Origin of the sequence: Limnothrix sp. FACHB-406, from assembly GCF_014698235.1 — a bacterium.
Lineage (GTDB): Bacteria > Cyanobacteriota > Cyanobacteriia > CACIAM-69d > CACIAM-69d > CACIAM-69d.
This window is the reverse complement of the sequence record NZ_JACJSP010000008.1, coordinates 95,368-121,321: the sequence shown is the minus strand read 5'-3', so window position 1 is coordinate 121,321 and position 25,954 is coordinate 95,368. Positions and strand designations below refer to the sequence as shown.

Below are 25,954 nucleotides of genomic sequence, written 5' to 3'. Positions count from 1 at the left end.
CCGATCGCCCAGAGATGTTGCTGCTGCTGGTTTTCTCGGGTCGATCGGGCAATAGGTTCAAAGCAATCACCCAAAGCGATCCATTACCCAAAGTGATTAATCACCCAATCCATTACCCAAAGCGAAGGCTCTGCTGAATTGCTGGGCGTTCAAGGATTGTGGTCATTCAACACCGGAGGCCGATCGGGGTGTTGCCTCTGGGGCATTGTGGAGCCGATCGTGGTTGGGGTGTGCCAACGGTTTTTCAGGATTTATTGCAAGAGTTTGTCGATCAAGGTGGAACCTGAATCGCCGGGCTGGGCTGAAGTGGCGGGGGCGATCGGGTCTCGGTCTTAACCGGAAAATAACCAAAAAAAAGGACTAATCCGCAATTGCAGACTAGCCCCACCCGCCGTTTACTAGAGAGAAGAACACGCTCAATACAATAGCGGCTACTAGGAATCTTTGTCAACTCTCTTGCAATAGATTCTCATTAGAATTCTTTTCTGACCCCATGCATCCCCCGATCGCCCCGCAATCGCCCCACCACCGATCCTTAGCTGGGTGTTGCTTGTATCGATCTCGTATCGATCTCGCGCAATCCAACCAGTACCCGGCAAGCCCGTCCCAACAACCGGGTAAAATCAACCTGAATCTGCCCGTCATCCTAAAATTTCCAGTCGCCGAATTGCGGCCCTTGGCCGTTGTCGGCAGCTTCAGGCCAGGTTGATGGCTCCTTAAACCTTTCCCTTCGCTCTTCCCATGCCGTTGCAACTTCGCGTTTACGTGCCACCCCATGCCCTCATTCAGCATTGGCTGGGTGTGGTGCGCGATGCCCAAACGCCGCCGACTTTGTTTCGCAGTGCGCTGACGGAGTTGGGGCGTTGGCTGGCCTATGAAGCGGTGCGCGAATGGTTGCCCACGGAAACGGCAGAGGTGGAAACGCCTTTGGGAACTTGTCCGGCAACGTTTATTTCGCCCGCCACTCCGATGGCTGTGGTGCCAATTTTGCGAGCAGGGTTGGCGTTGATGGAAGGAATTTTGCCCGTAGTGCCCTTGGCCAGTGTTTATCACTTGGGTTTGGTGCGCAATGAAGAAACCCTGGAGCCATCCTGCTATCTCAATCGGTTACCGGCCCAGTTTCCGGCGGAGGCGCGGGTGCTGATCTCAGAGCCGATGTTGGCAACGGGTGGGTCGATCGAGGCGGCCATGAAGGAATTGACCCAACGGGGCCTCACGCCGGAGCAAATTCGGATTATTTCGATCGTGGCGGCTCCTCCGGCCTTGCAACGTCTGAATCAGCAATTCCCAGGCTTGGTGATTTACACGGCGGCGATCGATGAGTCCGTGAATGATCACGGCTGGATTGTGCCTGGGTTGGGCGATGCGGGCGATCGCGCCTTTGGAACCTTCTAGAGCGGTTTTCTTAGGGGGTTTTTCAGGGGTTTTTCAGGGGTTTTCGTCGCTTCAGCATCGGTCTCTGCCTTGTCTCATCGATCGCCTTGATTAGTTTGATAGGTCTGATCAACTTGCCGATCGCGATGAAGGCCATTCCCCGGATCATCATTCCCAGCATTACTTTCTGAGCATCATTTTCTAAGCACATTCTAAGCACAAGCAACATTCTCAACGTAGGACGAGTTATGGCAAATCGAGAGGGTTTTGGTAGTGGATTTTTTTGGGGGGCCCTGTTGGGGGGGGCTGTGGGGGGCCTGGTGGGGGCTGCCCTGGCCTCGCGCAACTCCGATGAGGGACTGGAAGAGCTGACGGAAAAGGGCGATCGGGAAGGGGCCGAGCTGCCGCCGCGTCCCCGCCGTCGCCCCCGGCTGGCCGCCAGCGAAAGCAGTGAAGCCCGCATGGAAACGGCGCGCCAAGGACTGGAGGACAAAATTGCCCAGTTGAATGACGCGATCGACGATGTGCGCCGTCAATTGGGTAGCCGAAATGGTCGTCCGGGCCCGGATGCAAGGGACAAGCCCCTCAAGCCCGAAGAGTCCTAGGGCCTGTCGCCCAATTGCCTGAAACCCTGATTCCGCCGTTGGCAGATCGGGGGGGACAAGATGGTCAAGCCCCTTGTGACGACGATTGAGTCCTGGGCAATCCATCATTTCTGAGAACGAGCTGGCCCGGGCTGAGCAGCTCGATCGACCGCCTTGGCCACTTTGGGCACAGAAATTTAACCAGGGCCCTTGGCAAATCAAATAAACATGCTATAGTAACTGGGCTATCGGGGCGTAGCGCAGCTTGGTAGCGCACCACTTTGGGGTAGTGGGGGTCGTGGGTTCGAATCCCGCCGCTCCGATTTGCAAACAGTTTCCATGAAAACTCTTCAGCATGAACTGTTTTGCGAAAGTCCGAAAACCCCGATCTGAGAGCCATTCCACTCCCAGATGACTAACAGTCCACAAGGTAAAAGGTAGCGATCTTCGCTGCCTTTTTTGTTGGGCAGTTGGTGTTGGGTTGCGGTCAAGGTTGAGCATGTTTTGACCGAGTGGATATGGGCCGGGCGGATTCCGGCTTGATGATTTTTTGACCCATTCGGTTGGTTATGGATGTGCCCTTGTCTTCCTGTGCTTTGACCCCTTGGATTTTGCGCGATCGCCCTTGGACTTGGGGCGATCGCACCTATTTGATGGGGGTGCTGAATGTCACGCCCGACAGTTTTAGCGATGGGGGGCAATTTGACCAACTGGAAACGGCGATCGCCCAGGCCCACCAACTGGCGGCTGACGGGGCCGATTGGTTAGACATTGGCGGAGAATCGACGCGCCCCGATGCCCAGCCGGTTTCTGCCCAGGAAGAGATCGATCGGGTTGTGCCGGTAATTGCGGCCCTGCGGCGGGGGTGGCGGGACTTTGCGCCGTTGGATTTGCCCATTTCGATCGACACAACCAAAGCGATCGTGGCCCGCGCGGCGATCGTGGCGGGAGCCGATGTGGTGAATGATGTGTCTGGGGGCTTGTATGACCCGGAACTGCTGCCCACGGTGGCAACCTTGGGTGTGCCGGTGATTTTGATGCATTTGCGCGGCACACCTCAAACCATGCAGCAGCTTACGGATTACAGTGATTTTGCGGGCCAGGGTGGGTCGGGTGAGTTGCCTGGTCAACACTTGCCCGATGTGGTGATTGCCGTGCGATCGAGCTTGGCGGAACGGGTGGCGGCGGCGATCGAGGCGGGGATTCCGGCGGCCCAAATTGCGATCGATCCGGGCATTGGCTTTGCCAAAACCGCTGAACAAAACCTTGCCCTCCTGCGGCATTTACCCAGCTTGCGATCGCTCGGTCACCCCCTTTTGGTGGGCCCCTCCCGCAAGAGCTTCATTGGCAAAATTCTGGAGCAACCGGATCCGAAACAGCGGGTTTGGGGAACCGGGGCGGCCTGTGCGGCCTGTGTGGCTGGCGGGGCCGACTGGGTGCGGGTGCATGATATTCAGCAAATGCGCGACGTGGTGCGAGTGGCAGACGCGATATGGCGTGGGTGGCAATTGGGCGAGGGATAGGATTTCAGCAATGGTTTAACCGCTGGCGGATCTGGGGGGTTGGGATCTGCTGGGTTTTGGCGATCGGGTGTGGGTGGCTGTGGGCAGCCAGTCCTGCGCAGGCGGCTTCGGTCGATCGCCCGGCCCTGACCCTGGAGGTTTTGCGCGATCGCCTGGAACATCCCCAACTGTTGGATGGCAAGCCTGCGATCGACCTCAGCCAGAGTGCGATCGACCTGCGCAGCGACAATGGCAACTTTCGGGAAGCCTTTTATCAACAGGTCGCCAGCAAGTTGCAACAGGAACGCCTGGGCCTCGACTTGCGCGGATCCAGCATCCAGGGCGATTTGGATTTGGCCCGGTTGGGCCTGCGTGCGCCGCTCTATGGCAAGGCCCTTTCGCCCTTGCTGACCCCCACGGAACAGGAACAACTGGGGCGCGATCGACTGCGACTCTTGCACCTCAGCCGATTGTCCCGATCGCTGTTGCTCGATGAAGGTAGCCCCCTGGATTGGCAAATTTCCGTCTTTCGCGGCCCGATCGTCCTTGAAGGTCTGCAAATTAGCGGTTCCCTGCGCCTAGCCAACACCTATTTTTTGGAACCGGTGGAAGCCAGGGGCCTGAGCCTGGGCGGAGCCTTGGTGGGTTCCCTCAGCCGCTTCAGCCAAGGGGCCCGCTTTTCCGGCTTAGTGGCCCAAAGTGCCCAGTTTCGGAACAGCCTATTCACGGGCGAAGCGCGGTTCGATGGGGCTAAATTTGCCGGAAATGCTAGCTTTCAGTCCAGCACCTTTGAGCGGGGAGCCAATTTTTATCGATCGCAATTTCAGGCGATCGCCAACTTCAGCAAAAGCCATTGGAATGGCAGCGCCGACCTCACCCAAGCCGACTGGCAAGGCGAAGTGCGGTTTGATGGGGCCAGTTTTGCCAGTTCCTTCTATGCGATCGACAGCCTATTCCACGGCGAAAGCTCCTTTCGGAATGCGCGGTTTGCCAAACCCCTGAACCTGCGCGGGGCCACCATTCTGGACGAAGCCGACTTCACCAGCGCCAGCTTTGCCCCCGGAGCCTATATCAACGTGTCCGGGCTGGACTTTGACAGCGACCAAGCAAAACTAATTGGCTCCCCCGGGGAAATTGGGCGCATTTTGTCAGTACCGGTTTTGCAGGGCAATGAAACGGTTTTACGAACCCTGGTGCGGAACTTTCGGCGGGTGGAACAGATTGCTGATGCCAATCAAGTGGATTACACCCTGTTTAAATTGCGGCTCAAGACCCTGCAACAGCGGCTCACGGGGGTGAACCTGAACGCGGCCAAGCCAGCGGTGTTGGTGTCGATCGGGTTTTCGCCCACCCAAGCCCAGGCGATCGCCCAAGCCCGCGATCGGCAACCCCTGCGCACCGTGGCGGAAATGCTGTCGATCGAGGGCGTTGACCTGGCAACCTATGTGAAAGTGCGCGATCGGGTCACGGCCGATCGCACCAGCACCCCCCTCTCCTGGAGCACGATCGCCCTGCAATGGCTGGGAACCAACCTGTTGATTTTGCTGAGTCGAGCTGGCACTAGCGCCGGCCTCGTGTTGGGGGTGGGGTTGGTGGCCATGACCTTTTTTGCCCTTTGGTTTTGGCTGGTCGATCGGCTTCGCAAGTTGCGCCCCCAACCGATCGTGCCCACCTGGCCCGAAACCCTCTGGATGGGCGGCAGCGCCGGACTGTTGTTCAGCCTGGGTTTAGCAACCATTTTCCAAACCAGCGATCGACCTTGGTGGACGCTGGCCAGCATTGCCATCTCGATCGGCCCCGTCCCGCTCGCCCTGCTGATCAAGCTCTATTGGCGCGGCCGGTTCCATGACCTGATGGATGTGAGCTACTTTGTGGAAAACGGTGAAATTCGGCAAGTGCAACTCCCGATCGCCCGTTTACCCCTCATGCCGCGCTATCACTTCTTTCGGGAACGATTCATGCCTCTCCTTTGGAATCGGCGTTGGGCCTGGCTGAATTATTACGACCTCAGCGCCATCAATCTTTTTCGGATTGGGTTTAGCGATGTGCGGATGCGAGATGAGCATTTACCCGCCGAAATTTCACTGGTGGTTTGGTATCAATGGACTTTGGGCTTAATGTATATTGGCCTGCTTTTGTGGACGCTTTCTCGAACTATTCCGGGGCTGAATTTACTCATTTATTTTGGTTAGTTTATATCGATTGACCTTGACTGACTTTGGCTGATTTTTGTTGATTAGATTAGATAAATATTTAGGCTGATTGAATTGGATTAATTGAATTTTATTGATGATGACTTAATGGCGACTTGATGGCGATCGGGTTCGTGGGGTTGCATTGTTTCATAATAACCTTTGAATGAATTTCAAGGTGCTTTAAAATAAAATGCTTTAAGTGATATAATTCATGCGTTAATTATAGCCGCTTCAATTGTGGATATTCGAGAACTCAGCTTTCAATCGCGTAAGCCCCTTGGCGCTGTACCTGCCCGGCGCGATCGACTGCGAATCGTCGGCAGTGCCACCCCGATCGACACCCTCTACTCCCTCGCAAGATTCTGCAAATTTCGGCTCAATCAGTGGGTTACCAACGATCAGTCCAGCCTCGCCCTGATTTCCGAAGACCGGGGACAGGAAGCGAACTTATTAGCCTGTTTGCGGCAGTTTTGCGAAACCTCCTCAGAACCTTTGGAAATTGAGATCCTCAAGAGCGAGGCGATCGATCTGAGCGAACCCAGATATCAGAACTGGCTATTTCAACTCTGTAATTATCGGTTGTGCAGCATTTTCAAAACCATTAATCCCCATAGCGCCAAGAAAGTTCAAGAAACTCGCAAACGAATTTATTCCAACGAACCGCCGATGCAAATTCGGGATCCCCAAGGTCGAATTATTGCCGAAGCAAGACGATATTTAACCTTTGATTTTTGGCAAAACTCGGCGGGATTTCTCTTCCTAACCTTGCACTTTCGGAATGAATACCAATCCATTGGTACGATCGACCAATTCGATTGGCAGCAGTTTCCGACCCAACAGCGCCTGATTCATACTTACGATGGCAAAAGTTGCCAATTTCTGGGTGTTGCACCGATCACCATTGGTCAACCGCTCGCGGAATTAGGCAACCAAAGCCTATTAGACTATCACCGCGATCGGCAAAATCTGCCCCCAGAATTGGCCGCACAACTGGATCCCAATCAACCCGCCGTTGCAGTGGGCTATCCGCCTCGCTACCAACCGTTTCATCATCTACCGCAACTATTAAAACGAATCTATGCCCGTGAAGACCTACCCAGTAAATCGCTGAACCATTGCATTTTGCCACTGGCTAAGCGTCGGGAATTAATGCAAAAGACCATCGACCTTTTAAACAAACGAGAATTTATTTGTGGAGATCGAATTGAATTTGATCCTAACCCTTGGCATCCCGATCACCTCACTCAATTGACCGCTGGCTCCATGGCCAGAAACCTATCCTTTGGAGCAGATCCACAACAGCCCGATCGACCAATCCTCGTAGACGAAGCTTGGCGTGGTTGGAAGCAACGTGCCCTTCACCAAAAACCAGCAGAAATTCGGACGCAAGTGCTGTATCCCCAAGCCTGGGAAGCAGAGGTGAAAAAGTATATGTCAGCCCTCAAAAGTCGGTTCCAAGAATTTGGAATTACACTCACGAGGGCTGGCGATTTACGTCCCTACGATCCGCAAAATTCCCTTTCCCTACGTCAGGTTTGCCAGAACTTGCCCGTGAATGCTAATGACCTAATTTTTGCCTTTGTCCCCAACGGAGCAGACCCAATTTACAACGCCCAAGTTAATCCCTACTTCACCTTAAAAAGAATCCTCAATCAACAGAGTTACTGTTCGCAAATGGTGACGCGCGAAACCATGCGCGTGGTTAACAAGGAGAACTATAACCAAAAGCTGCATGAGGGGTGCGATCAAAACGTGGTGTTCGGTATTCTGGCAAAACTGGGCTATGCTCCCTGGCAGTTGCACCAAATGCCGGGTACTGCCCAAGCTTTTGTGGGGCTAGATTTGGGCCGCAAAGAGGAACGGACGATCGGGGCCTCTGCCTTTGTGGTCAACCGCCAAGGCCAGGCGATCGGCTGGTCAAGCGCCTCCATGCAGCGGGGCGAAACCTTCAGCGAAACCAGCCTGCGCAATATTTTGCTCGACTTATTTGGCGCATTCACTGAGCAAAGCGGTGAACCCCTACGCCACGTGGTGATTCATCGCGATGGAACCGTCAAAAACAGCGAATTAGCCACCCTGCAAGCCCTAGAAGCCGAATTGCGACCCCATGGGTTGGAGCAATTGGAGGTGGTGGAAGTGGTGAAGGATGTGCTGGCGCGGGCGGCGGTGCGGGCGATCGACCCCAACACCAACCAAGAACAGTGGCAAAACCCCGATCGAGGTTGGGCTTGGGTTCACAACGATCATGAGGCGATCGTCCTCACAACCGGTGCTAAACAGGCCAAAGTTGCCCCCAACGCCAGTCCCCAGCCCCTTTTGGTGCGTCGCCGCCACGGCCAAACGGACATCCTGACGATCGCCGCCCAAATCTATTGGCTCAGCGAAATGCACATCGGCAGCACCCAAGTGATTCGCCTGCCGATTACCACTTACTACGCCGATCGAATTGCCGAAGTTGCCCTCAAGGATTGCCTTCCAGCCGATGTGCGCTGCGAACGCCGCCTCTATTTTGTTTAGAGGATGTTTAACAAGTATTCTTTGGCACGGGCAAGCACCAATAGTCGGGGGGACAAGGGGCTTAAGCCCCTTGTTTAAGTCGATCACTGGGGCGTACAGAGTAGCAATTTTGGCTTTTCAGGCATCCTCTTTAGGTTTCTTTTTCGTTTAGGTTTATTTAGGGAATATCAACCCATTCAAAGTCATTGGGGCCTGACCCAAACTAACACTAATCCAAGCCTCGATAGAGTTGCTCAAGGGGGAAGGTTAAATTAATACTTTGAAGCGCAATCTGATCCCCTGTTCCATAGATCACCGTTGTCCAAGTATTGTCCGGTTGGCGGCGGTGGCATTCCACCCAGCGCTGATCCTGATCGATGAGAACGTATTCCTCTAGGTCTGGGATTTGCCGATAATCCTCGAACTTTTGACCCAGATCAAAGGCTCGCGTGCTTTGGGATAGGACTTCGGCAATCAATTTTGGGTGGCGTTTGATGTAGCGGTCGGCGCGATCGCGGGGATCGCAGGTCACGAAGGCATCAGGGTAATAGTAAAACTCATCTTTGTAGTTGACCTTGACCTCGTTGTAAACACGGCACGGCGTATTTTCTAGATGACGGTCAATCAGACCCAGTAGCTTGATTGCAATCTGTGAGTGGGCATCGCTGCCGCCTGCCATCGCGTAGACGAGGCCGCGACGGTATTCGTGGCGGGTGGAACTATCGCGATCGATGATCAGGTATTCATCAGGATTGATGTAGTTTGGAATGGCGATCATGGCAGCCTATAAAGTCGTTGTGGTGTTCGGCTTGGGCGATCGAGTGGAGTTTGGGAGTATTGGGTTGAAAGTGGCGATCGGGGATTTGTATGGGGGTGTGAGTGTCTTGTGATGATTAGTCGAGATCAAGATAGAGTTCGGCCACATCAAGTTCAAGACCAATGCTGTTCAAGGTGACGCGATCGCCATTTTTGTAGACGGTGGTTGCCCAGGTATTGTCGGGTTGGCGGCAGCGGCATTCCACTTGCTGAGTGTCTTGGGAGATGAGGACGTATTCTTCGAGGCTTTCGAGCTGCTGGTAGTCGGTAAATTTAAGGTTACGGTCAAAGTCTTTGGTGCTGTCTGAAAGAACCTCAGCAATCAGTTTGGGATAGCGTTTGATGGTGCGATTTTCGCGATCGCGTGGGTCACAGGTAACGAAGAGATCTGGGTAGTAGTAGAATTCGTCGCGATAGTTGACTTTGACATCGCCGTTGTAGAGACGGCAGGCTGTGCCTCGAAGGTGAAAGTTAATCAAACTGAGGAGATTAATGGCAATTCGGGCGTGAGTGTCGCTGCCGCCTGCCATGGCATAGACAAGACCGCGACGGTATTCATGGCGGGTATTGCTATTGCGATCAAGCAGTAGGTATTCGTCAGGATCGATGTGGTTTGGAATGGCGATCATGGCAGCCTGTAGAGTCGTTGTGGTGTTCGGCTTGGGTGATCGGGTGATGCTTGAAAGTATTTGGCCGGCAGCGGCGATCGGGGATTTATACCGAGGAAAAAATATTTGAAATTGGCGATCACAATCTTAATTAGAGGCTGATGCTATTTTGATTCTGACTGATCAAAAACCAAAAGCACGTCGATCGGGTGGATCGGCGTGCTTTGGTGAAAACGGGATGGACTTCGGCAAGAAGCCCCAAAACGGTGCGGTAATGGTACTGCTGATGCTGGCCAGTTCGTGGCTTACCAGCTCGACTTGACCACACCGGGCAGCAAGCCTTGGTGAGCCATTTCGCGCAGAGCATTCCGGCACAGACCAAAATCGCGGTAGTAGCCACGGGGACGGCCAGTTAACCAGCAGCGGTTTTGGTGGCGGTTCCGGGCGCTGTTGCGGGGCAGGCGCTGAATTTGGCGATGCAGGGCCAGCTTTTCCATCGGATCCTGGGCGGATTCAAACTGCGCCTTCAGATCGGCACGCTTGGCGGCATATTTAGCAATCAGGCGATCGCGCTTCTTTTCGCGCTCGACCATGGACTTTTTAGCCATTGCGGTGTTTCTGCTTGTTGACTAAGGGTTGGACTGTCGAAACTCGACAGGGGCTAATGCTTGAGACCGCTGGACTGCACAGCCCTAAACAGATGCTGGGTCTTGGCGGCAAAAAAGGGTATAAGCAAGCATCCTATTGTACGGCAAGGCGACCGATCGCGATCAACGGGTCATGATCAACAGGTTGCAATCAACTGGTGGGCGGGATTAACCCGATCGGGGGGTGGTGGCTTTGGGTGGCGGCCGGCTCCAGGGACTGACCGATTCGCAACTCAGCGATCGCCCGGCCCAGTTCCCAGCGTTGGGCATGGGCCACGGCTTTTAGGTAGTGGAATTCGGGCACTCGGGGAGCCAAGGCTAAGGCTTGTTGGATGGCGGGCCAGGCGGCATCGGTTTGAAATTCATAAAGCCGCACCACGGCCAAGTAGGCCTGGGCCCAAGGGTTGCGTGGTTCCGCTTGGGTGATTTGCTCGAAGGTGGCGATCGCGCCGCTGGTGTTTTGATCCAACACTTGGGCCAAGCCGAGGGCATAGCGCCAACCGAGTCGATCGGGCTGTTGACTGAGGCGATAACGGAGGGTCAGTTCCGCTTGGGCCACGTAGGTTTGATTGGGATTGTATTGGTTAATTCGGCCAATGGTGTTGAACACGGATTCCAAGCCCGATCGCCCCGATCGCAATTGCAATCCCAGCAGCCGCAGTTGGGCCACGCCGTCCAGTTCGGGAGCCGGTTGGGCCGAGGCGGCCGGGTCAATCACCACGGTGGCTTCTGTGGGAATCGCGATCGGCTGGGCCCGATCGCCCAATTGGGGATCGTTGGGCAACAAACTCGCCCAAAGACGATACCGACCGGGGGCCAAGTCCGGCGGTAAGACCATGGCCGATCGATCCCAAACCTCCCAGGCCTGGCCGGCAGACGGGGGAAGAGGGGTCATTAACCGGCCGCGACCAATGGCCCGATCGTCAATCCAACCGGTGCGACCCGCCGGGCGATCGGGCGTGGGTTCCCGCTGCCAGGTCAACAGGGCCAAGCCCCCTTGCAGTTGGGCCGCCGGGCCCTGCCAACGGTAGGTGACCGGCGCAACTTGGCCCGGGGGCAGCCGCTCCGGCAGTTGGGCCATGAGCTTCAAGGGAGCCGGATTGGCCAAGGGGGTGACCGTCACCGATGGAGATCGCCGCTGCCAAAGTTGCCATTCGGAATCCGCCGCCACGGGCCAATGTTCCACCAACTGCAACTCGGAACTTTGGCGCAGGGTTTGGCTGGTGGCCGCTTGGGCTTCTCGTCGTCGTCGGCCGCGCATTGATCCCTGGTCACCGGTTTTCAGCAAATACCAATCGAGCGATCGGGCATCTTGGGCCACGGCTTGCGGATCAGTGCCCACCTGCCGGCCATAAACCTGAAAATTGCGGGCGGCTCCAAAGAAGTTGAGGTTGTGTTGATTTAGTTCGGCGGTGGAGGGCAACACGCCCACAGTGGATTGTAGATGGGGTGCGTGATCGATCACAGCCTGCACCACTTGGGCATGGGGCAAGGCGGGCCCCCATTGCACCACCCGCATTGGCCCGGGAACCAAGGGAGCCACCCCGGCGGCCGTGGGCGGCAACCAACTGAGCACCGACAGCAACACCGTCAGCCCCAACAGGCTCCACCGCACCCGCGCTCCCCAAACCAGCCAGCCTCGGGCCAAGACGATCGCCCCCACGGGCCAATAGGGCAAAACGTAGCGCCAGTCTTTGTTCACCAGCAAGGAACACAACAGATAGGCTCCGAGCCAAAAGCCCAACGTCCAGAGCCACCCCCGGCGATCGTCCTTGGGGACTGGTGAACTGGGCCAGGGCCGATCGGGCCAGGCCAGTTGTTGTTGATATTTCAGAAAGGCCAAACAGCCCCCCGAGATCGCCAGACCCAGCAGGGGCCAAGACAGATGTTGCGGAAAAAGCTTCAGGTAATAAATCCAAGCATCAAGGGTGTTGAGGGCCGGGTCACCCTCCACGATCGCGGAATCCACCGTGGCCCGCTTGCCGCCACTGAGCACAAAGAGCCAATTCGCTTGATACCAAGGAGCCGCTACGATCCAGGCGATCCCCAGGGCCAACAGGCCTTGGGTGACCCGTTCCCAGCGCGATCGCCAGAGGGCAACGGCCAGCAATCCCGCCCAGGGCAACCCCAGGAAGAAAACCACCGGTTGCTTGGTCAGCAGCCCAGCTCCCAACAACAGCCCCAGCCCGATCGCCCACAGCCAATGGGCCAAACGTCCGCGCCAGGGGCCAAACCGGCCCCCCGTTGCCCAAAACACCAGGGCCGCAAAGGCCGCCGTTACCACGGTCACCAAGGGGAATTCGGTGAGATAGTCCAGCCGCACGCGCCACAGGCCGGGCATCACACTGCACAGCAGGGCGGCCCACCAGCCCGTGGTGCGATCGAACAATCGCCGCCCGATCGCATAAACCGACCCCAGCAAAAGCAGCGAACAGGCGGAATTTAACGCCGTCGCAGCATCGGCCGTGGGGCCAAACAGCCATAAAAACGGCACGGTGATGATTGCCACCAGGGGCGGCACTTTGGGGGAGAGTCGCCAAAAATCCACCCACCAGGAACCAGACAACCACTGGGGATCCCGCAGGGCATCGGCATAGGTCAGGGCCGCCGTCAGATATTCCGCTTGATCCCAGGCGGGGGCTGATTGGTCGATCGCGAACCAAGCCCGATCGACCAGCAACACCAACAGCCACAGACCCAGCAGCTTGGCCCAATCGGTCTGCCACCGACCCTGCCACCGGCTTTGCCAATGGTCTGGATTGAGCCAGTGGTGAAACCTGTGAATTCTGAACCCGTGAACCTTGAACCCGCTGCCTAGTTGGCCGGCGCGATCGCCCAAATCTTGACCCATGCTCAAAATGCTCTCCCAAAACCAAAGGCAGGGGATGATCAGCCGATCCCCTGCCCCCATCGGCGGGCCCAACGCAGTACCCGATGGACTTTCTCTGTCCCATGTTCGATCGTCGTTGGTTGACCCGCCACTTCCGTTCTCAGTTTTATATCCGTGCTCGATTATCCTTCCGGCATCGGATTATATTCATCACTTGGCTCAGTGGCCCCGATCGCCCCTTGATCTTGGTTAATGCAACCTCCCCGATCGGCTACAAATTTACAAACTCGGCTCCAGAGACGCGCCCTCGTGCCTGGGCTGCCATAGGAAAACAGCACTCGATCACCCAGCGGATTCATTTCAATCCGCACACCGCAAGTCGAGCAAGTCTGCACATTAGCCATAGGGGATCTCCTCGCGCCAAAATCTGGCATAGGGCGGCACTCGTAAACCGATCCCCAAGGCAATTGTCGGGGATCGGCACAAGTTCCATACACCATAGCGCGCCAATTCAATTTGGCAATTGGCCCAGGCAAATAACCAAATTCGGGAAACCTAGACTCTATTTGGCAATTGGCCCAGGCAAATCAGCCGATTCGGGGAACACGGCAGCAACGATCTCAGCGGTTTCTACAGCGGTAGATCCATGGTGGAATTGGGGGCACTCATGGGAGCATTGACCGTTGGGTCGATCGCCCCGGGCCCAGGGTTAGCCGGTTGCGTTGCGGTCGCTGTTGGTTGGGGCTTGGCCGTGGCTCGGGTGCTGGCGGAGCGGCTGGCTTGGGCCCGCAGTTGCAAGAGTTCCGGCATGGTGACGAAGCGGTAACCCTGGGCTTTCAGTTGCCGAATGATGATCGGCAAGGCTGCCACCGTGTTGTGTCGATCGCCCCCGCCATCATGCATCAGCACAATATCGCCCGGGTGCATGGTTCGCATCACCCGATCGACAATGGTGGCCGCCGGAGGTCTGCGCCAATCGCCCGTATCCGTGCCCCACAGAACCGTGGCGTATCCATGACCTTGGGCGTAGGTATCCATCCCATTGTTCAAAACGCCACCCGGCGGCCGATAGAGGCGAGCCACCTGGCCGGTTTTGGCTTGGATGATGGCGGCGGTTTGGTCAATTTCACGGGCCGCCGCCGCCGGAGCATGGCGATGGTAACCATGGGACCAGGTGTGATTCGCAATCACGTGACCTTCCCGGGCCACGCGCTGCCCGATCGTCGGGAAGGCCTGGAACATGCGACCAATCACAAAGAACGTGGCCTTCACGTCTTCCTGTTTCAAAATGTCCAGCACCTGATCGGTGTAACGGGGGGCTGGCCCATCGTCAAAGGTCAACGCCACCACCTTCTCACCACTGGCCAGGCGTTGATCCCGCACCAGTTTGCCCACAAAAGCTTGGGGCAAATTCCCCAAAGCCATCAAAATTTCCTGCTCTTGGCTGGTCACTTGCTGGCGAAAGTTACCAATGCTGCGATCGAGTGCCTCACCTAGGGAAAGGGGCGGAGCCGACTGAGAGGCCACGGCGGAATTGTCCAAGGCGGTTTTCAGCGAAGCATTGTTGGTCGTCCAGGCATAGCTGCCTCCCAACACCGCCGCACAGGTCACCAACGCCAACAGCCACCATCGCCAAGAAAACCGCGATCGCTGATTGAAGTTTTGCCCCACCTTACTGGAACGATAGCCACGGGCGGCTTGGGATCGCGAAGAGCCAGATCGTTTAGAAAACAGCCGAGTCATAGGGGCAACAGGAAGAGCCGGAAGGGTAGGAATAGCGGTTGAGAAAACATCGCGGAGCAACGGAACTAACCGACAGACTCACGATGAACGAGGCAAGTTGAGGGTTGATGCGGTCAGGGGACGTGAGCAATAGGTATCGGTGGTTATCAGTTGCTAAAAATTAAGGGTTCTAAATCCATAGAATTGGATGATGAATAGAACGAAATTCCGTTTAGTTCAAGAAAAGCTTTTGAAAATGAAACTGCAATGACGTGAAAAATGACATGAAGAACAGCAAAATTCAGACGAAATTAGAAATTTAGCCAACTCCTAAGCATTTTGAATGGGTTATTTAGAGACAAATATTTAGGGTGCATGGGAATGCTACTTAGCCTTTCAGCAAACTCCCCATCAGTTTTACCCGATCGCGCCGGTTATGCCACCTTGATTGCATAACCCGATCGCTCGGTGCTGAAAACCGGATTGTTCATGGAGATTTTGAACAACGGCTTTGAACAGCGGCTTTGAACAGCGGTTTGGAATAGCCGGGGGCGGGGTGAGCGATGATTGCGGCCTTGGCACGATACAGCGCAAGGTAGCAGAAATTTTGGAAATTGAGGGGGAAATTCTGTCCCTAGCGCAAAATACCGTGGCCGACCGCCATGGACTGGCTAGATTTTTGACTCAGCGCCTGGTTAATGCCGGGTCAAGGCTTGGTCAAAGGCTTGGTCAATGGTTAACGGGGGCGTTAAACGAGGGGTGGCCCATCTGGGATGCGGTTTGAGTCTGTGGAATAGCCTTCACGCTAGGGTTCCAGCGTTGCGGCGAATCTGTTCGATCGCCCCAATTAACCGAGTCGCAACTCGATCGATCGTGGCGAAGTCATGGAAGCGACCCAATCCAAACCGCAGCGTTGTGGTCAGGGGGCCGGCTGACTGCCCGAGCGCTTTGAGCACATGGGATTGGCGGCCGGTTTCCGATTGGCAAGCGGAGCCGGAAGAGACAGCGGCGATCAACTGGATAGCTTTCAAAACGGCTCCGTTGGGCAAGCCCTCGATCGTGACGTTCAAGTTACCCGGCAGGCGGAGGCTGGGGTGGCCGTTGAGTTCCAGGGCCAAACCCGGCGCGGTGGCAAAGTAGGTTTGCAATCGCTCCCAAAGCCGATCGCGCAGCATTTGCAGTTGTTCTGCTTCAGTGGCCAGGTGCTCCATTGCCAGCTCGATCGCCCGGCCAAACCCAACAATTTGCGACACGGGCAAAGTTCCCGCCCGCAGCCCCCGTTCCTGGCCGCCGCCGTGTAATTGGGGAGCCAAGGCCACGCGGGAGTTGCCCCGCCGCACGTACAGGGCCCCAATGCCCTTGGGCCCATAAACCTTGTGGGCCGTCAGGGACATGAGATCGATCGACTGGGTTTGTACATCAAGGGGTACTTTCCCGATCGCCTGGGCCGCATCCGTGTGAAACAGCACGCCCCGATCGCGACAGAGGGCCCCAATTTGCTCGATCGGCTGCAAAACACCGATCTCATTATTCGCCACCATCACCGACACCAGCACCGTTTCCGGTCGCATGGCCTGGGCCAGGGCCTCCAGATCCAACAAACCCAGGCGATCGACCGGCAAAACCGTCACCTCAAACCCCAGGGACTGCAAATAGCGACAGGGATCCAGCACCGCCGAATGCTCCGTGGCCACCGTAATCAAGTGCCGCCCTTTGTTGAGATAGGCCTCGGCCACGCCCTTGATGGCCAGATTGTTGGCTTCCGTTGCACCGCTGGTGAACAAAATTTCCTCAGGGCTGGCGTTGATCGCCGCAGCCAAAGTAGCCCGGGATCGATCGACCGCGGCCGCCGCGGCCCAACCATAGGCATGGTTGCTGCCTGCGTTGCCAAAATAGTCCGTTAAAAAAGGCCACATGGCCTCCGCCACTCGGGGATCGGTCGGGGTTGTGGCATGACAATCTAAATAAACCAAATTCGCCATCTTGGGCCAGGCGGCTTTGGCAAGTGGGAGCTGCTGTAGTTTAGTCATCGTCCATAATTGCGTTCATATCAAAATTGCGAGTTAAACGCCGCTCCACCCCATTCAAGCGCAAGACTAGGAAAGCCATCAGGGCCCCTAGGGTGGCCACCCCTAACAAGCCGCAGCCCGCCGCGAACCCCAATCCGGCTGAGACCCAAATGGCTGCTGCTGAGGTCAATCCCTTCACCTTCTCTTCGCTGCGTTTGGTGCGTAAAATTTCCCCCGCGCCCAAGAAACCCACCCCGGTGGCCACACCTTGGGCCGATCGGCTAATGGCATCAATATTCGCCCCCATTTCCGCCGGAATGATGGCAAACAGGGCAGCTCCCAAACTCACCAGCATATGAGTGCGCATTCCGGCGGGCTTGTGTCGCAACTGGCGATCGATCCCAATGGCTCCCCCCACAAACAGAGCCAGCCCTAAACGAATCAACAAATGGAACCAGGAGGGATCGGGGGGAAGATTCATCAGAAGTTGAGGAGAAGTTCAGAATCGGCGGTATTTTAAGGAGCGGTTTGGCGGTGACCGTTGGGCAACGGCCCGGGGCGGGGCCATAGGGCTAATCAAGGGCGAATTAACAGGCAGCGAATGACGGAAACGATGGCGCAATTCACGGGCGATCGGGCAGCGGACGATGGGACAACTCCGGCAACATCACCGACGGCAGCACCAAGAGCAACACCCACAACAGTACCCACGACAACACCACTAACAGCGCCAGTCACGGCAAAAATAACGCCGCAGATGGAACCTTTGCCTTGCCCCCAGGACAGCGATTCGACTTCGGGGCAGAATTTGGCGGATTCTATGAATCTGGCACAGAGGGAGCCAACGCATTCAACACCCACGTATTCAATACCCAAGCATTCAACATCCAAGCATTCAGTATCCTGTGCGATCCCCTGTGCGATCGCCCTGGGGGGCAACTTGGGCGACGTGGCCGCCACCTTTGAGCGGGCCTTGGCGGCTTTGGATGCCACACCGGGAATTCAGGTCACGGGTCGATCTCGCTGGTATCGCAACCCGCCGATGGGCCCACCCCAGCCGGACTTTCTGAATGGTTGTGCCCTGTTGAAGGTCGCCCTTAGCCCAGAGGCCTTGCTCGATCGGCTACAAGCTCTGGAAAACGAGGCGGGGCGAGTGCGGACAGTGCATTGGGGGCCGCGCACCTTGGACTTGGATTTGTTGCTTTATGGCGATCGGGTGATGCAAACGCCTCGGCTACAAGTGCCCCATCCAGGATTGGGCGATCGGGCATTTTTTGCGGTTCCCTTGGCGGAAATTGCCCCCGACTGGGTGGAACCGCTCACGGGCCGGGCGATCGCGCAAATCGTCCAAACGCTAGACTGTTCAGCAGTCATTCCCCTAGCCTAACTCACGATTCATCCGTCCTATGCCCCTTGGAACCGAACTCGCCCACAAACTCCGCGATCGCCTCACCTATCGCGGTCGTAAGTTTGCCTTTGAGGTTGCCCAATTGCGGTTACCCAACGGCGCAGAGGGGGAATGGGAATGTATTCGCCATCCCGGCGGGGCCTTGGCCGTGCCGGTCACGAACGATGGGCAACTGGTGTTGGTGCGGCAATATCGCTTCGCCATGCAAGGGCGCTTGTTAGAGTTTCCGGCTGGAACCGTGGAATTGGGTGAAGATCCGGCGGAAACCATTCGGCGGGAAATTGAAGAAGAAACGGGCTATGCGGCCGCCACTTGGCATTGTTTGGGAGATTTCCCGATCGCCCCAGGCTATTCCGATGAGCTAATTTATGCCTTCTTGGCCACAGATTTGACCAAGCTAGAAAAACCACCGCTACAGGATGACGATGAAGATATTGAAGTGGTGTTGATGACTCCTGAAGTGTTTGAAGAAACAGTGCGATCGGGGGCGATGGTCGATGCCAAAACCGTCACCAGCTATTTTCTAGCCAAACCCTTTTTCAGCAGTCTCTAGCTCAGCAGTTCCTTGCTCAGAGACTATCTGATCAGTCATTTGGAGATCTTGCAAAGTACCCATAGTCGTCGGGGCCAGAAGCTCAAGCCTCTGATCTTTGTCGATCAATCAGGCTTACAGTTACAGGGGCATAGTTCTGGCTTTTCAGGTATCTTCTAAGGCGTGATCGGTAGCTTAATTGTAAATGTTGTGCCTTGACCAGGGCAGGAGTTGACCTCAATCACGCCATGATGCATATCTGTGATGATTTGGTAACTCACGGCTAACCCAAGTCCTGTTCCTTTTCCGATGAGCTTGGTTGTGAAGAATGGGTCAAAAATTTTGGCTTGAACTTCCTCTGAAATCCCCGAGCCGTTATCAGAAATTGAAATTTGAATTTGGTGCTCTGAAATCAGGAATGTTTGAAGCCAGATATGACGAGAAAAATGATTGAGCGAGTCGCTTTTTCGGTCAAATTGCTGTTGTTGATCGAGTTCTTCTAAGGCATCAATGGCATTGTTCAGAAGATTTAAAAATACCTGATTGAGCTGTGCAGGAGAGCAATAAATATGGGGTAAATTACCATAGGTTTTGTTAATGGTGATCTTTGATGTTAGTCCCTCGGCTTGTAAGCGCCCCTGCACAATAACTAAAACAGACTCCAGACTTTCATGAATATCCACAAACTTGAAAGTCGATTCATCCAGGCGTGAAAAGGTTCGGTAGGACTTCACAATGTCGCCAATTCGCTGGGAACCTTGCTGCATAGATTGAAACAGTTGATAGATGTCTGTTCTTAGAAAATCAAGGTCGATCGCTTCCAGCTTATCTTGAATGGCTTGGCTGGGCTGAGTATGTTCTTGTTCGTAGAGTCGGATCAGCTCCAATAGCTCATCAAAATATTGACGAGCATGGGATAGGTTTCCATGAATGAAACTAATCGGATTATTGATTTCATGGGCAAGGCCCGCGACCATGTTTCCTAGGCTTGACATTTTTTCCGCATGAATCAATTGCATTTGAGTTTGCTTGAGCTGATTCAGCGTGGTCTCTAAGCGGAGATTTTTTTGTTTTAGTTCGCGTTCGGTTAGTTGTCGTTCAATTTCTGCTGCTGAACGAGCCGCAAAAATTTTGAGAATGGCTGCCTGCTCCTCATAACTGCGGGTTAAGGGCTGGACGTGTAAACCAGCAATGTGACCAATCGTTTCTCCTGCCATATTACAAATTGGGATCCCTAGATAGCTCTCTGCCCCCATGGTCACGAGGTCAATGTCTTCAGGGAATTTTTGCTGAATTTTGCAATCATAAATTTGCAGCCCCTTATTAACCACAACTCCACAGGGTGTTCCCTCCAAAACATAATCAAAATCCATGCCAAAATCATCACCAGCCCAAAAAGCTAGGGTTTTTGCCTTAGGAGGTTCACCATCAATAAATTCAGCAATTAATGCATAGCGAATTTGCAACAGCTCTGCTAGATACCGAACACAGGCTCGAAAAAACTCTTCGCCAATTTGAGAAGCAATTCCTTCAACAATGAGCTTTAAATCTGACTCCCAATGTCGATGTTCGGCCGTGTCAGCGGGCGCTAACGAATGTGTGAGCGCAGCGTCAGGTGTATGAGGCTGAGAGTACATAGTTGTTTGATGAATTGGGGATTGATTAGGGATTGATCGAGGATGGCAGCCCGATCAGCCATTAGAGGATAAAACTCGTTTGATCGTCACCTTGGAGGCTACTCACGATCGCGCCCAGTTGCTTGATGCTGGGATTAAACAAAATCGAATAAGTCATCCTACTGGCTTAAGCTCTTCCATTTCTTAAAATACTGATTGAGAGCTACACAACGCCAAGGCATGTTACTTTTGATACATAGAAAAACGATTGATGATGACTAATTGGGCATTGCCTGTTTTGATGATTAGGAATTTAGATACAAAACATTACATTTTTCTGAATTGTGTACAATGGGGTTATCAGTAATAAATCATTTTGCCCCAGGATATCGCACAGAATCGCGAATCACGAATAGGCATTGTGTGGAAACTTGGCAGAGCTTTTGTGTCACCTATGTCCGAATTGCTGTTGTTTTGGCATCGAAAAGACCTGCGAATTTCCGATAATTTAGGTCTAGCCCAAGCCGTTGCTCGATCGCCCAAAGTTGTCGGTGTTTTCTGTCTTGATCCTGGAATTCTCGATCGGGATGATGTGGCTCCCGCACGGGTGGCTTATCTGATCGGCTGCTTGGCAGAATTGCAGCAAACCTATCAAGAACGGGGTGGGGATTTCCTGATCCTCAAAGGGGATCCCACGGTGGAAATTCCCAACTTAGCCGATCGCCTCGGAGCTGTGGCCGTGGCCTGGAATTGGGATGTGGAACCCTACGCCTTGCAGCGCGATCGGGCCCTGTTGGCTGCCCTGAAGGAGCGGGGCGTTGCTGCTCAAACCCAGTGGGATCAACTGCTCCATGCGCCGGACGAAATTCGCACCGGCTCCGGCACGCCCTACACGGTCTATGGGCCCTTTTGGAAAAATTGGCAGTCCCGATCGAAAGCGACCCCCGCGCCCGCGCCCGATCGCCTCTTGCCCCTCACCGAAGCTGAACGGGCCAAAACCCAGGCGATCCCGCTGCCCACCGCTCGCCAATTGGGGTATCCCTGGGATGGGCCTTGGATTTTGGAACCGGGAACCGCCGCCGCCCGATCGCGCTTGGAAACCTTCTGCCAACGGGCCATTGAAGCCTACGATCCCGATCGCAACTTCCCCGCCTTGGAGGGCACATCGGGCCTGAGCGCCGCTTTGAAATTTGGGGCGATCGGGATTCGGGAAATTTGGCAGGCCAGCGCCAGCGCCCTCGACCATGCCCGCAGCGAAGAAGCCATCAACAGCATTCGCACCTGGCAACAGGAATTAGCCTGGCGCGAGTTTTATCAACATGTGATGTATCACTTTCCCGAACTTGCGGAAGGAGCCTATCGTGCGCCCCTCAAAACTTTTCCTTGGGAGAACAATGAAGCTCTCTTTGAAGCTTGGTGCAATGGCCAAACGGGTTATCCGATCGTTGATGCGGCGATGCGTCAACTGAATGAAACTGGCTGGATGCACAACCGTTGTCGCATGATTGTGGCCAGTTTCCTAACCAAAGATTTGATCATCGATTGGCGTTGGGGCGAAAAATACTTTATGCAAAATCTGGTCGATGGCGATCTTTCAGCTAACAATGGCGGTTGGCAGTGGAGCGCTTCCAGTGGCATGGATCCAAAGCCGTTACGCATTTTTAATCCCGCTAGCCAAGCCCAAAAATTTGATGCGGAGGGTGACTATATTCGCCAGTGGGTTCCTGAGTTGCGCCGGTTGGATACGGGATCATTACTCACGGGAAAAATTACCCCGATCGAGCGTCGATCATTGGGTTATCCCGCCCCGATCGTTGATCACAAAATTCAGCAGGAACGCTTTAAGCAACTCTACAAAGCCCAAAAAGCCTAATCATCTAAATGAAGGGCTGAAAAGTCGGTTGTGGGCAAGGGTTAGCAGTTTAGCGAATTAACCAATTCTCCAATTGCAATCCTTGCACGCGAGAGAGATCAGAATCGTTGGAAATCAAAATCCAGTTGTGGGCGATCGCCGTTGCTGCAATCAAAATATCTGCATCTTGAATCAAGCAACCGCGCGATCGCAGATCTGCATAAATCTCGCTAGCAATTTCCACAATTTCCGGATGCGTCACTGGTAAGATATCGACCAATTGGCAAAAATCAGTAAAGGCTTGGATTTTCTTTTGCGACTTGTTCGCCAACAACCCACGCCGACATTCAAAGTAGGTAATAGCGCTAATAGCGATTGGCATCACCACAATTACCTCAAGAAACTTAGCTTTTACTGAGATATTGCCCTGAATGATGGCACTCACAATATTCGTATCCAGCAGATAGCCAACCAACACTATTTCCCCTCAATGATGGCTACGAGTTCTGCTTTTTCTGCGTCAGATTCTTCGGCTGCAATCTGACTAAATGTTTCCATAACTAGCCACAAGCTCACACGCTTCAGAAGCGTTTCCTCTGGTGTGGCTAAGATGGCTCGCCAACGATCGGGCGATTGCGAAAGGGAAGATGCCACCCGATCGAGTACCGGCCGTTTCAAGCCAGGATCCCAGTCGGGATGTGCTGCCAAGGCCTGGTCAATTAGTTGTTCAATCCGGTCGATCGCCCGTTCTAGGCTAGGTTCTGCGGGTGCGGCCGGCTCGATCGCCCCATCCCAGCCCAGGAGCGATCGCACCAAGTCCCAAATCAGCCGCAACCGATCGCCCACTGATAACCGCAGCGCTGCCGATCGCAAGTCCCCTGGATTCATCGCTTGATCCTCCATTGTTTTTTAGATTCAACGAATCAGCCAATTTTCCAATCGTAATCCTTGCACGCGAGAGAGATCAGAATCATTGGAAATCAAAATCCAATTTTGGGTGATCGCCGTTGCCGCAATCAAGATATCTGCATCTTGAATCAAGCAACCGCGCGATCGCAGATCTGCATAAATCTCGCTAGCAATATTGACAATTTCGGGATGTGTGACCGGTACGATATTCACAAGCTGGCAGAATCGATCAAATAGTTCTAATTGTTTGGGTGCGGCCTTTGCTAATAGACCCCGCCTAATTTCATAGTAGGTGATAGCGCTAATGGCTACGGACTCAGTTGCCAACAACAACCGAAGCTGAGACAGCAGTTGAGAATCCCGTTTTAAAAACTCACTGACGATATTGGTATCTAGTAAATAAACCATTCGGTTTATCGCCCTTCAATCAGTTGCTGTAATTCTGCCTGATCCGCCTCAGATTCGTTTTCACTGGCTGCTAGCAGGGCTTCAGTGGCTAACAGCAACGCTACTTTTTCTGATAACGCCGCCTCTGACATGGTTAATAGGGTTTGCCAATGGCTAGGGGATTGGGCAAACGTGTGGCGCAAGTTATCCAGCAAACGGGTCTTGAGTTGTGGTTGATAGTGCGGTTGGTGACTTGCCGCCTGGTCAATCAGCGGCTCAATTCGGGCGATCGCCCCTTCTAGGCTGGGTTCTGCGGGTACGGAGGGTTTGATCGCCCCATCCCAGCTCAGGAGCGATCGCACCAAATCCCAAATCAGCCGCAACCGATCGCCCACTGATAATCGCAGCGCTGCCGATCGCAATTCCCCTGGGTTCATTGCTTGATCCTCCACTCGATCGTCTACTGCGATCTTGACACAAGCGCTTCTGCAACGGGCGATCGCCAATCGTAAGCGCCTTCCAGACAAAGCAATCTCCCTAGCGTGTCAGGCAGCCTGCTTCCCGACCGTTCCAGTTCAAAGCATTTTCCCGCCTGCAAACGGCATCACGAAGCGCCTAATCGGCATTCCCACACACCGTCTACCATGCAGAGCAGAAATCAACTAATAATCCAGTTTATAAAGTGCCTTTTGTGATCCATTCATTTCGATATCAGTGATCAGAATCACAAAAAAGCCGTGATTAATTAAAAATTAGGGAAACATTGTTGTAATTTCATTGGAGAATGAGCATGGCGATTAAAAATAAAGCCGTTCAGCCATGAAACTGTGAAGCTCCTCAAGTCGCTTATGTTTGCCATGGACAGTTCTGATTCCTAGTTTCCCCCTCAGAATTCTCATGTCTGAATCCACATCCGAATCAGCATTCGATTTGCAGCGCAGTATTGAGGGCCTCCTAGATAGCATTTCCAGCGTTGATTTTTCTACCGTGCGGGAAGCCGTCCATAAAGCACGCATCGATAATCCCGCCGCATCACCCAAAGAGATTGCAAAAATCATCATCGGGCAGCAAGCCTTGTGGAGTGGTTTGATGGGAGCGGGAACAGGCTTATTAGGCCTGCCTTTGCTAGTGGCTACCTTGCCGGTTGCTTTAGTCAAGACACTACAATTACAAGCCTTTACTATTCAAGGTGTGGCCTATGCCTATGGCTACTCTGCTGAAACAACAGATTTCAAGACTGATGCTTCGCTGATCCTGTCTAATAAGTCCTTCGATGATATTTCTCGATCACTCCAGAAAATGCTGGCGGCTCAGATAGAACAAGCATTCACAGATCTTGAATCAGAATTGGAACGTGAAGAGCAAAATCATCAATCTAGCCACAACCTGAAAGCTACAGTTGCACAAGCAGCGACAAAGATTGCTACGGCGACCGCTGTGAAATCAACTATTTCACACAGCAGCAGGTATGTTGCTCAAGGAGCGGCTCACATGGGGAAAGATGCAATTCTGAATTTCAGCACTCAGTTATTGCCAAAGTTTGTGCAGAAAGCAGGTGCTTTTCCGCTAGTTAAAGATGCGCTTCTAAATATTAGTACTCAATCAATGCCAAGATTGTTGAAAACGGCAGTGACCTCTCCTCTAGGTAAGGATATTGTTTTTCAACATATGCCAAAGCTTGTGCAGAAAGTAGGCACTATGCATCCGTTGCGAGAAATGATTTGGAAGACATTTGGCAAGCAGATGGCTGAGAAAGGAATTAATAGAGGCTTGCGTCAGGCGCTTCCTGTAGTTGGTGCAATGATTGGCTTTGGGTTTGATTACAAAGCAATTCAGAACGTAGGGAATGTGGCGATCGACTACTACGAAAACAATGGCCCTGAACACTTAAAAGCACTCATGGAAATCTTCGGGACAACACCTTCTGAGGATCTGGATGAGGATAATCCATTCTTGTCAAGCGATCTTGATGAACTCTTTGCCATCCCTTGGTAGGGTGCATAGGAGTACGATCTCGGAGTCACGAAACAGTTAGCTTTTGTCCTACGCACCACCACCATGCATCATCGAAACCAACCGAATGGGTTTAATCAAGCTGGGTAGAGAGCTGGGGACTCGATCGCGGGTAGGGGTTCGATCGGGGCGGCGATCGGAACCCACTGACAGAAGCAAACGGCGATCGCCTCAAACGCGCTGCCCATCTCCCGGGGTTCATAAACCTCAACCCGTGTGACTTGCCAATTGCTGAGGCGGCTGTGGGTGCTGGCGGCGGGAAATTGCGGATCGATCGCCGACTCAACCCGCACATAATCGCGCAATCGATAGCCCGGTTGAGGCAAAGGGCGCTGAGACGCATCGTAATACTCAGCCAAAATATCCGTCAGGCTACCGCTGGGCATCAGTTGCCGATCGTCCCACCCTTCCGCGTCGGCCGTTTCCGTTTTGAAAATGATGTAGCGTCCCATGG

Annotated in this window: 23 protein-coding genes and 1 tRNA gene; 10 read left to right on the top strand and 14 right to left on the bottom strand. The window is 54.1% G+C overall.

Annotation, left to right across the window (positions count from 1 at the left end):
* Positions 1-741: 741 nt before the first annotated feature.
* The 6 genes from upp to H6G53_RS19260 all read left to right on the top strand — a co-directional run bounded on the left by upp (position 742) and on the right by H6G53_RS19260 (position 8,172).
* A complete protein-coding gene (gene upp / locus H6G53_RS10240) occupies positions 742-1,395 on the top strand; it encodes a uracil phosphoribosyltransferase (protein ID WP_099535149.1) in 654 nt (217 codons plus the stop codon).
* A 227-nt stretch (positions 1,396-1,622) separates the two neighbouring features.
* Positions 1,623-1,979, top strand: a complete 357-nt coding sequence (locus tag H6G53_RS10235; protein WP_190354001.1) for a hypothetical protein — start codon at positions 1,623-1,625, stop codon at positions 1,977-1,979.
* Positions 1,980-2,207: 228 nt separating this feature from the next.
* Positions 2,208-2,281 (top strand) — tRNA-Pro (locus tag H6G53_RS10230).
* Between the two features lie 246 nt (positions 2,282-2,527).
* Complete coding sequence (folP, locus tag H6G53_RS10225; RefSeq protein WP_190532605.1) at positions 2,528-3,481, top strand: dihydropteroate synthase; 954 nt, start codon at positions 2,528-2,530, stop codon at positions 3,479-3,481.
* Between the two features lie 56 nt (positions 3,482-3,537).
* On the top strand, positions 3,538-5,652 hold the full coding sequence (locus H6G53_RS10220) for a pentapeptide repeat-containing protein (RefSeq protein ID WP_190532602.1): 2,115 nt from the start codon (positions 3,538-3,540) through the stop codon (positions 5,650-5,652).
* A 240-nt stretch (positions 5,653-5,892) separates the two neighbouring features.
* On the top strand, positions 5,893-8,172 hold the full coding sequence (locus H6G53_RS19260) for a Piwi domain-containing protein (protein WP_190532599.1): 2,280 nt from the start codon (positions 5,893-5,895) through the stop codon (positions 8,170-8,172).
* A gap of 208 nt (positions 8,173-8,380) precedes the next feature.
* Here H6G53_RS19260 and H6G53_RS10210 read toward each other — a convergent pair whose 3' ends face one another.
* From H6G53_RS10210 to H6G53_RS10175, 8 genes are all read right to left on the bottom strand, one after another.
* The gene (locus H6G53_RS10210; protein ID WP_190532596.1) at positions 8,381-8,929 is read right to left on the bottom strand and encodes a Uma2 family endonuclease; all 549 of its coding nucleotides are present in this window, start codon (positions 8,927-8,929) and stop codon (positions 8,381-8,383) included.
* Between the two features lie 115 nt (positions 8,930-9,044).
* Positions 9,045-9,596 (bottom strand): Uma2 family endonuclease, encoded by a 552-nt coding sequence (locus H6G53_RS10205; protein ID WP_190532593.1) that lies wholly within the window; start codon positions 9,594-9,596, stop codon positions 9,045-9,047.
* Between the two features lie 284 nt (positions 9,597-9,880).
* The gene (gene rpsN / locus H6G53_RS10200) at positions 9,881-10,183 is read right to left on the bottom strand and encodes a 30S ribosomal protein S14 (protein ID WP_099531687.1); all 303 of its coding nucleotides are present in this window, start codon (positions 10,181-10,183) and stop codon (positions 9,881-9,883) included.
* Between the two features lie 190 nt (positions 10,184-10,373).
* Entirely contained in the window at positions 10,374-13,073 is a 2,700-nt protein-coding gene (locus H6G53_RS10195; RefSeq protein ID WP_190532590.1) for a glycosyltransferase family 39 protein, read from the bottom strand.
* Between the two features lie 161 nt (positions 13,074-13,234).
* Positions 13,235-13,456, bottom strand: coding sequence for a hypothetical protein (locus H6G53_RS10190; RefSeq protein ID WP_099531689.1), 222 nt, complete (start codon positions 13,454-13,456; stop codon positions 13,235-13,237).
* A gap of 226 nt (positions 13,457-13,682) precedes the next feature.
* Positions 13,683-14,795: a polysaccharide deacetylase family protein gene (locus tag H6G53_RS10185; protein ID WP_099531690.1), complete on the bottom strand. Its 1,113-nt coding sequence runs from the start codon at positions 14,793-14,795 to the stop codon at positions 13,683-13,685.
* Between the two features lie 779 nt (positions 14,796-15,574).
* Positions 15,575-16,756 (bottom strand): cysteine desulfurase family protein, encoded by a 1,182-nt coding sequence (locus H6G53_RS10180; RefSeq protein ID WP_190532587.1) that lies wholly within the window; start codon positions 16,754-16,756, stop codon positions 15,575-15,577.
* A 40-nt stretch (positions 16,757-16,796) separates the two neighbouring features.
* On the bottom strand, positions 16,797-17,264 hold the full coding sequence (locus H6G53_RS10175; protein WP_099531692.1) for an MgtC/SapB family protein: 468 nt from the start codon (positions 17,262-17,264) through the stop codon (positions 16,797-16,799).
* Positions 17,265-17,651: 387 nt separating this feature from the next.
* On the opposite strand from H6G53_RS10175, the gene folK reads away from it, so the two are divergent.
* Both folK and H6G53_RS10165 read left to right on the top strand, forming a co-directional pair.
* On the top strand, positions 17,652-18,170 hold the full coding sequence (folK, locus tag H6G53_RS10170; protein ID WP_347343137.1) for a 2-amino-4-hydroxy-6-hydroxymethyldihydropteridine diphosphokinase: 519 nt from the start codon (positions 17,652-17,654) through the stop codon (positions 18,168-18,170).
* Positions 18,171-18,189: 19 nt separating this feature from the next.
* Complete coding sequence (locus H6G53_RS10165; protein WP_099531695.1) at positions 18,190-18,744, top strand: NUDIX hydrolase; 555 nt, start codon at positions 18,190-18,192, stop codon at positions 18,742-18,744.
* 155 nt (positions 18,745-18,899) lie between these two features.
* On the opposite strand, the gene H6G53_RS10160 is transcribed toward H6G53_RS10165, so the two are convergent.
* Positions 18,900-20,360 carry a sensor histidine kinase gene (locus tag H6G53_RS10160; RefSeq protein ID WP_099531696.1) on the bottom strand — a complete coding sequence of 487 codons (1,461 nt, stop codon included), beginning with the start codon at positions 20,358-20,360 and terminating at the stop codon, positions 18,900-18,902.
* A gap of 433 nt (positions 20,361-20,793) precedes the next feature.
* Here H6G53_RS10160 and H6G53_RS10155 point away from each other — a divergent pair, with 433 nt between their 5' ends.
* Entirely contained in the window at positions 20,794-22,212 is a 1,419-nt protein-coding gene (locus tag H6G53_RS10155; RefSeq protein WP_190532582.1) for an FAD-binding domain-containing protein, read from the top strand.
* Between the two features lie 49 nt (positions 22,213-22,261).
* On the opposite strand, the gene H6G53_RS10150 is transcribed toward H6G53_RS10155, so the two are convergent.
* The 4 genes from H6G53_RS10150 to H6G53_RS10135 are packed head-to-tail and all read right to left on the bottom strand — an operon-like array spanning position 22,262 to position 23,924.
* Positions 22,262-22,669 carry a type II toxin-antitoxin system VapC family toxin gene (locus H6G53_RS10150; RefSeq protein ID WP_347343135.1) on the bottom strand — a complete coding sequence of 136 codons (408 nt, stop codon included), beginning with the start codon at positions 22,667-22,669 and terminating at the stop codon, positions 22,262-22,264.
* Positions 22,669-23,079, bottom strand: coding sequence for a hypothetical protein (locus tag H6G53_RS10145; RefSeq protein ID WP_190532580.1), 411 nt, complete (start codon positions 23,077-23,079; stop codon positions 22,669-22,671). Before H6G53_RS10145 ends, H6G53_RS10150 begins: the two co-directional genes overlap by 1 nt.
* 27 nt (positions 23,080-23,106) lie before the next feature.
* Positions 23,107-23,508 carry a type II toxin-antitoxin system VapC family toxin gene (locus H6G53_RS10140; protein WP_190532577.1) on the bottom strand — a complete coding sequence of 134 codons (402 nt, stop codon included), beginning with the start codon at positions 23,506-23,508 and terminating at the stop codon, positions 23,107-23,109.
* Between the two features lie 5 nt (positions 23,509-23,513).
* Positions 23,514-23,924 (bottom strand): hypothetical protein, encoded by a 411-nt coding sequence (locus H6G53_RS10135; protein WP_190532574.1) that lies wholly within the window; start codon positions 23,922-23,924, stop codon positions 23,514-23,516.
* A 460-nt stretch (positions 23,925-24,384) separates the two neighbouring features.
* Here H6G53_RS10135 and H6G53_RS10130 point away from each other — a divergent pair, with 460 nt between their 5' ends.
* A complete protein-coding gene (locus H6G53_RS10130; RefSeq protein WP_190532571.1) occupies positions 24,385-25,482 on the top strand; it encodes a hypothetical protein in 1,098 nt (365 codons plus the stop codon).
* A 95-nt stretch (positions 25,483-25,577) separates the two neighbouring features.
* Here the strand turns inward: H6G53_RS10130 and H6G53_RS10125 are convergent, their stop codons facing one another.
* The gene (locus H6G53_RS10125; protein ID WP_190532568.1) at positions 25,578-25,952 is read right to left on the bottom strand and encodes a hypothetical protein; all 375 of its coding nucleotides are present in this window, start codon (positions 25,950-25,952) and stop codon (positions 25,578-25,580) included.
* Positions 25,953-25,954 lie beyond the last annotated feature (2 nt).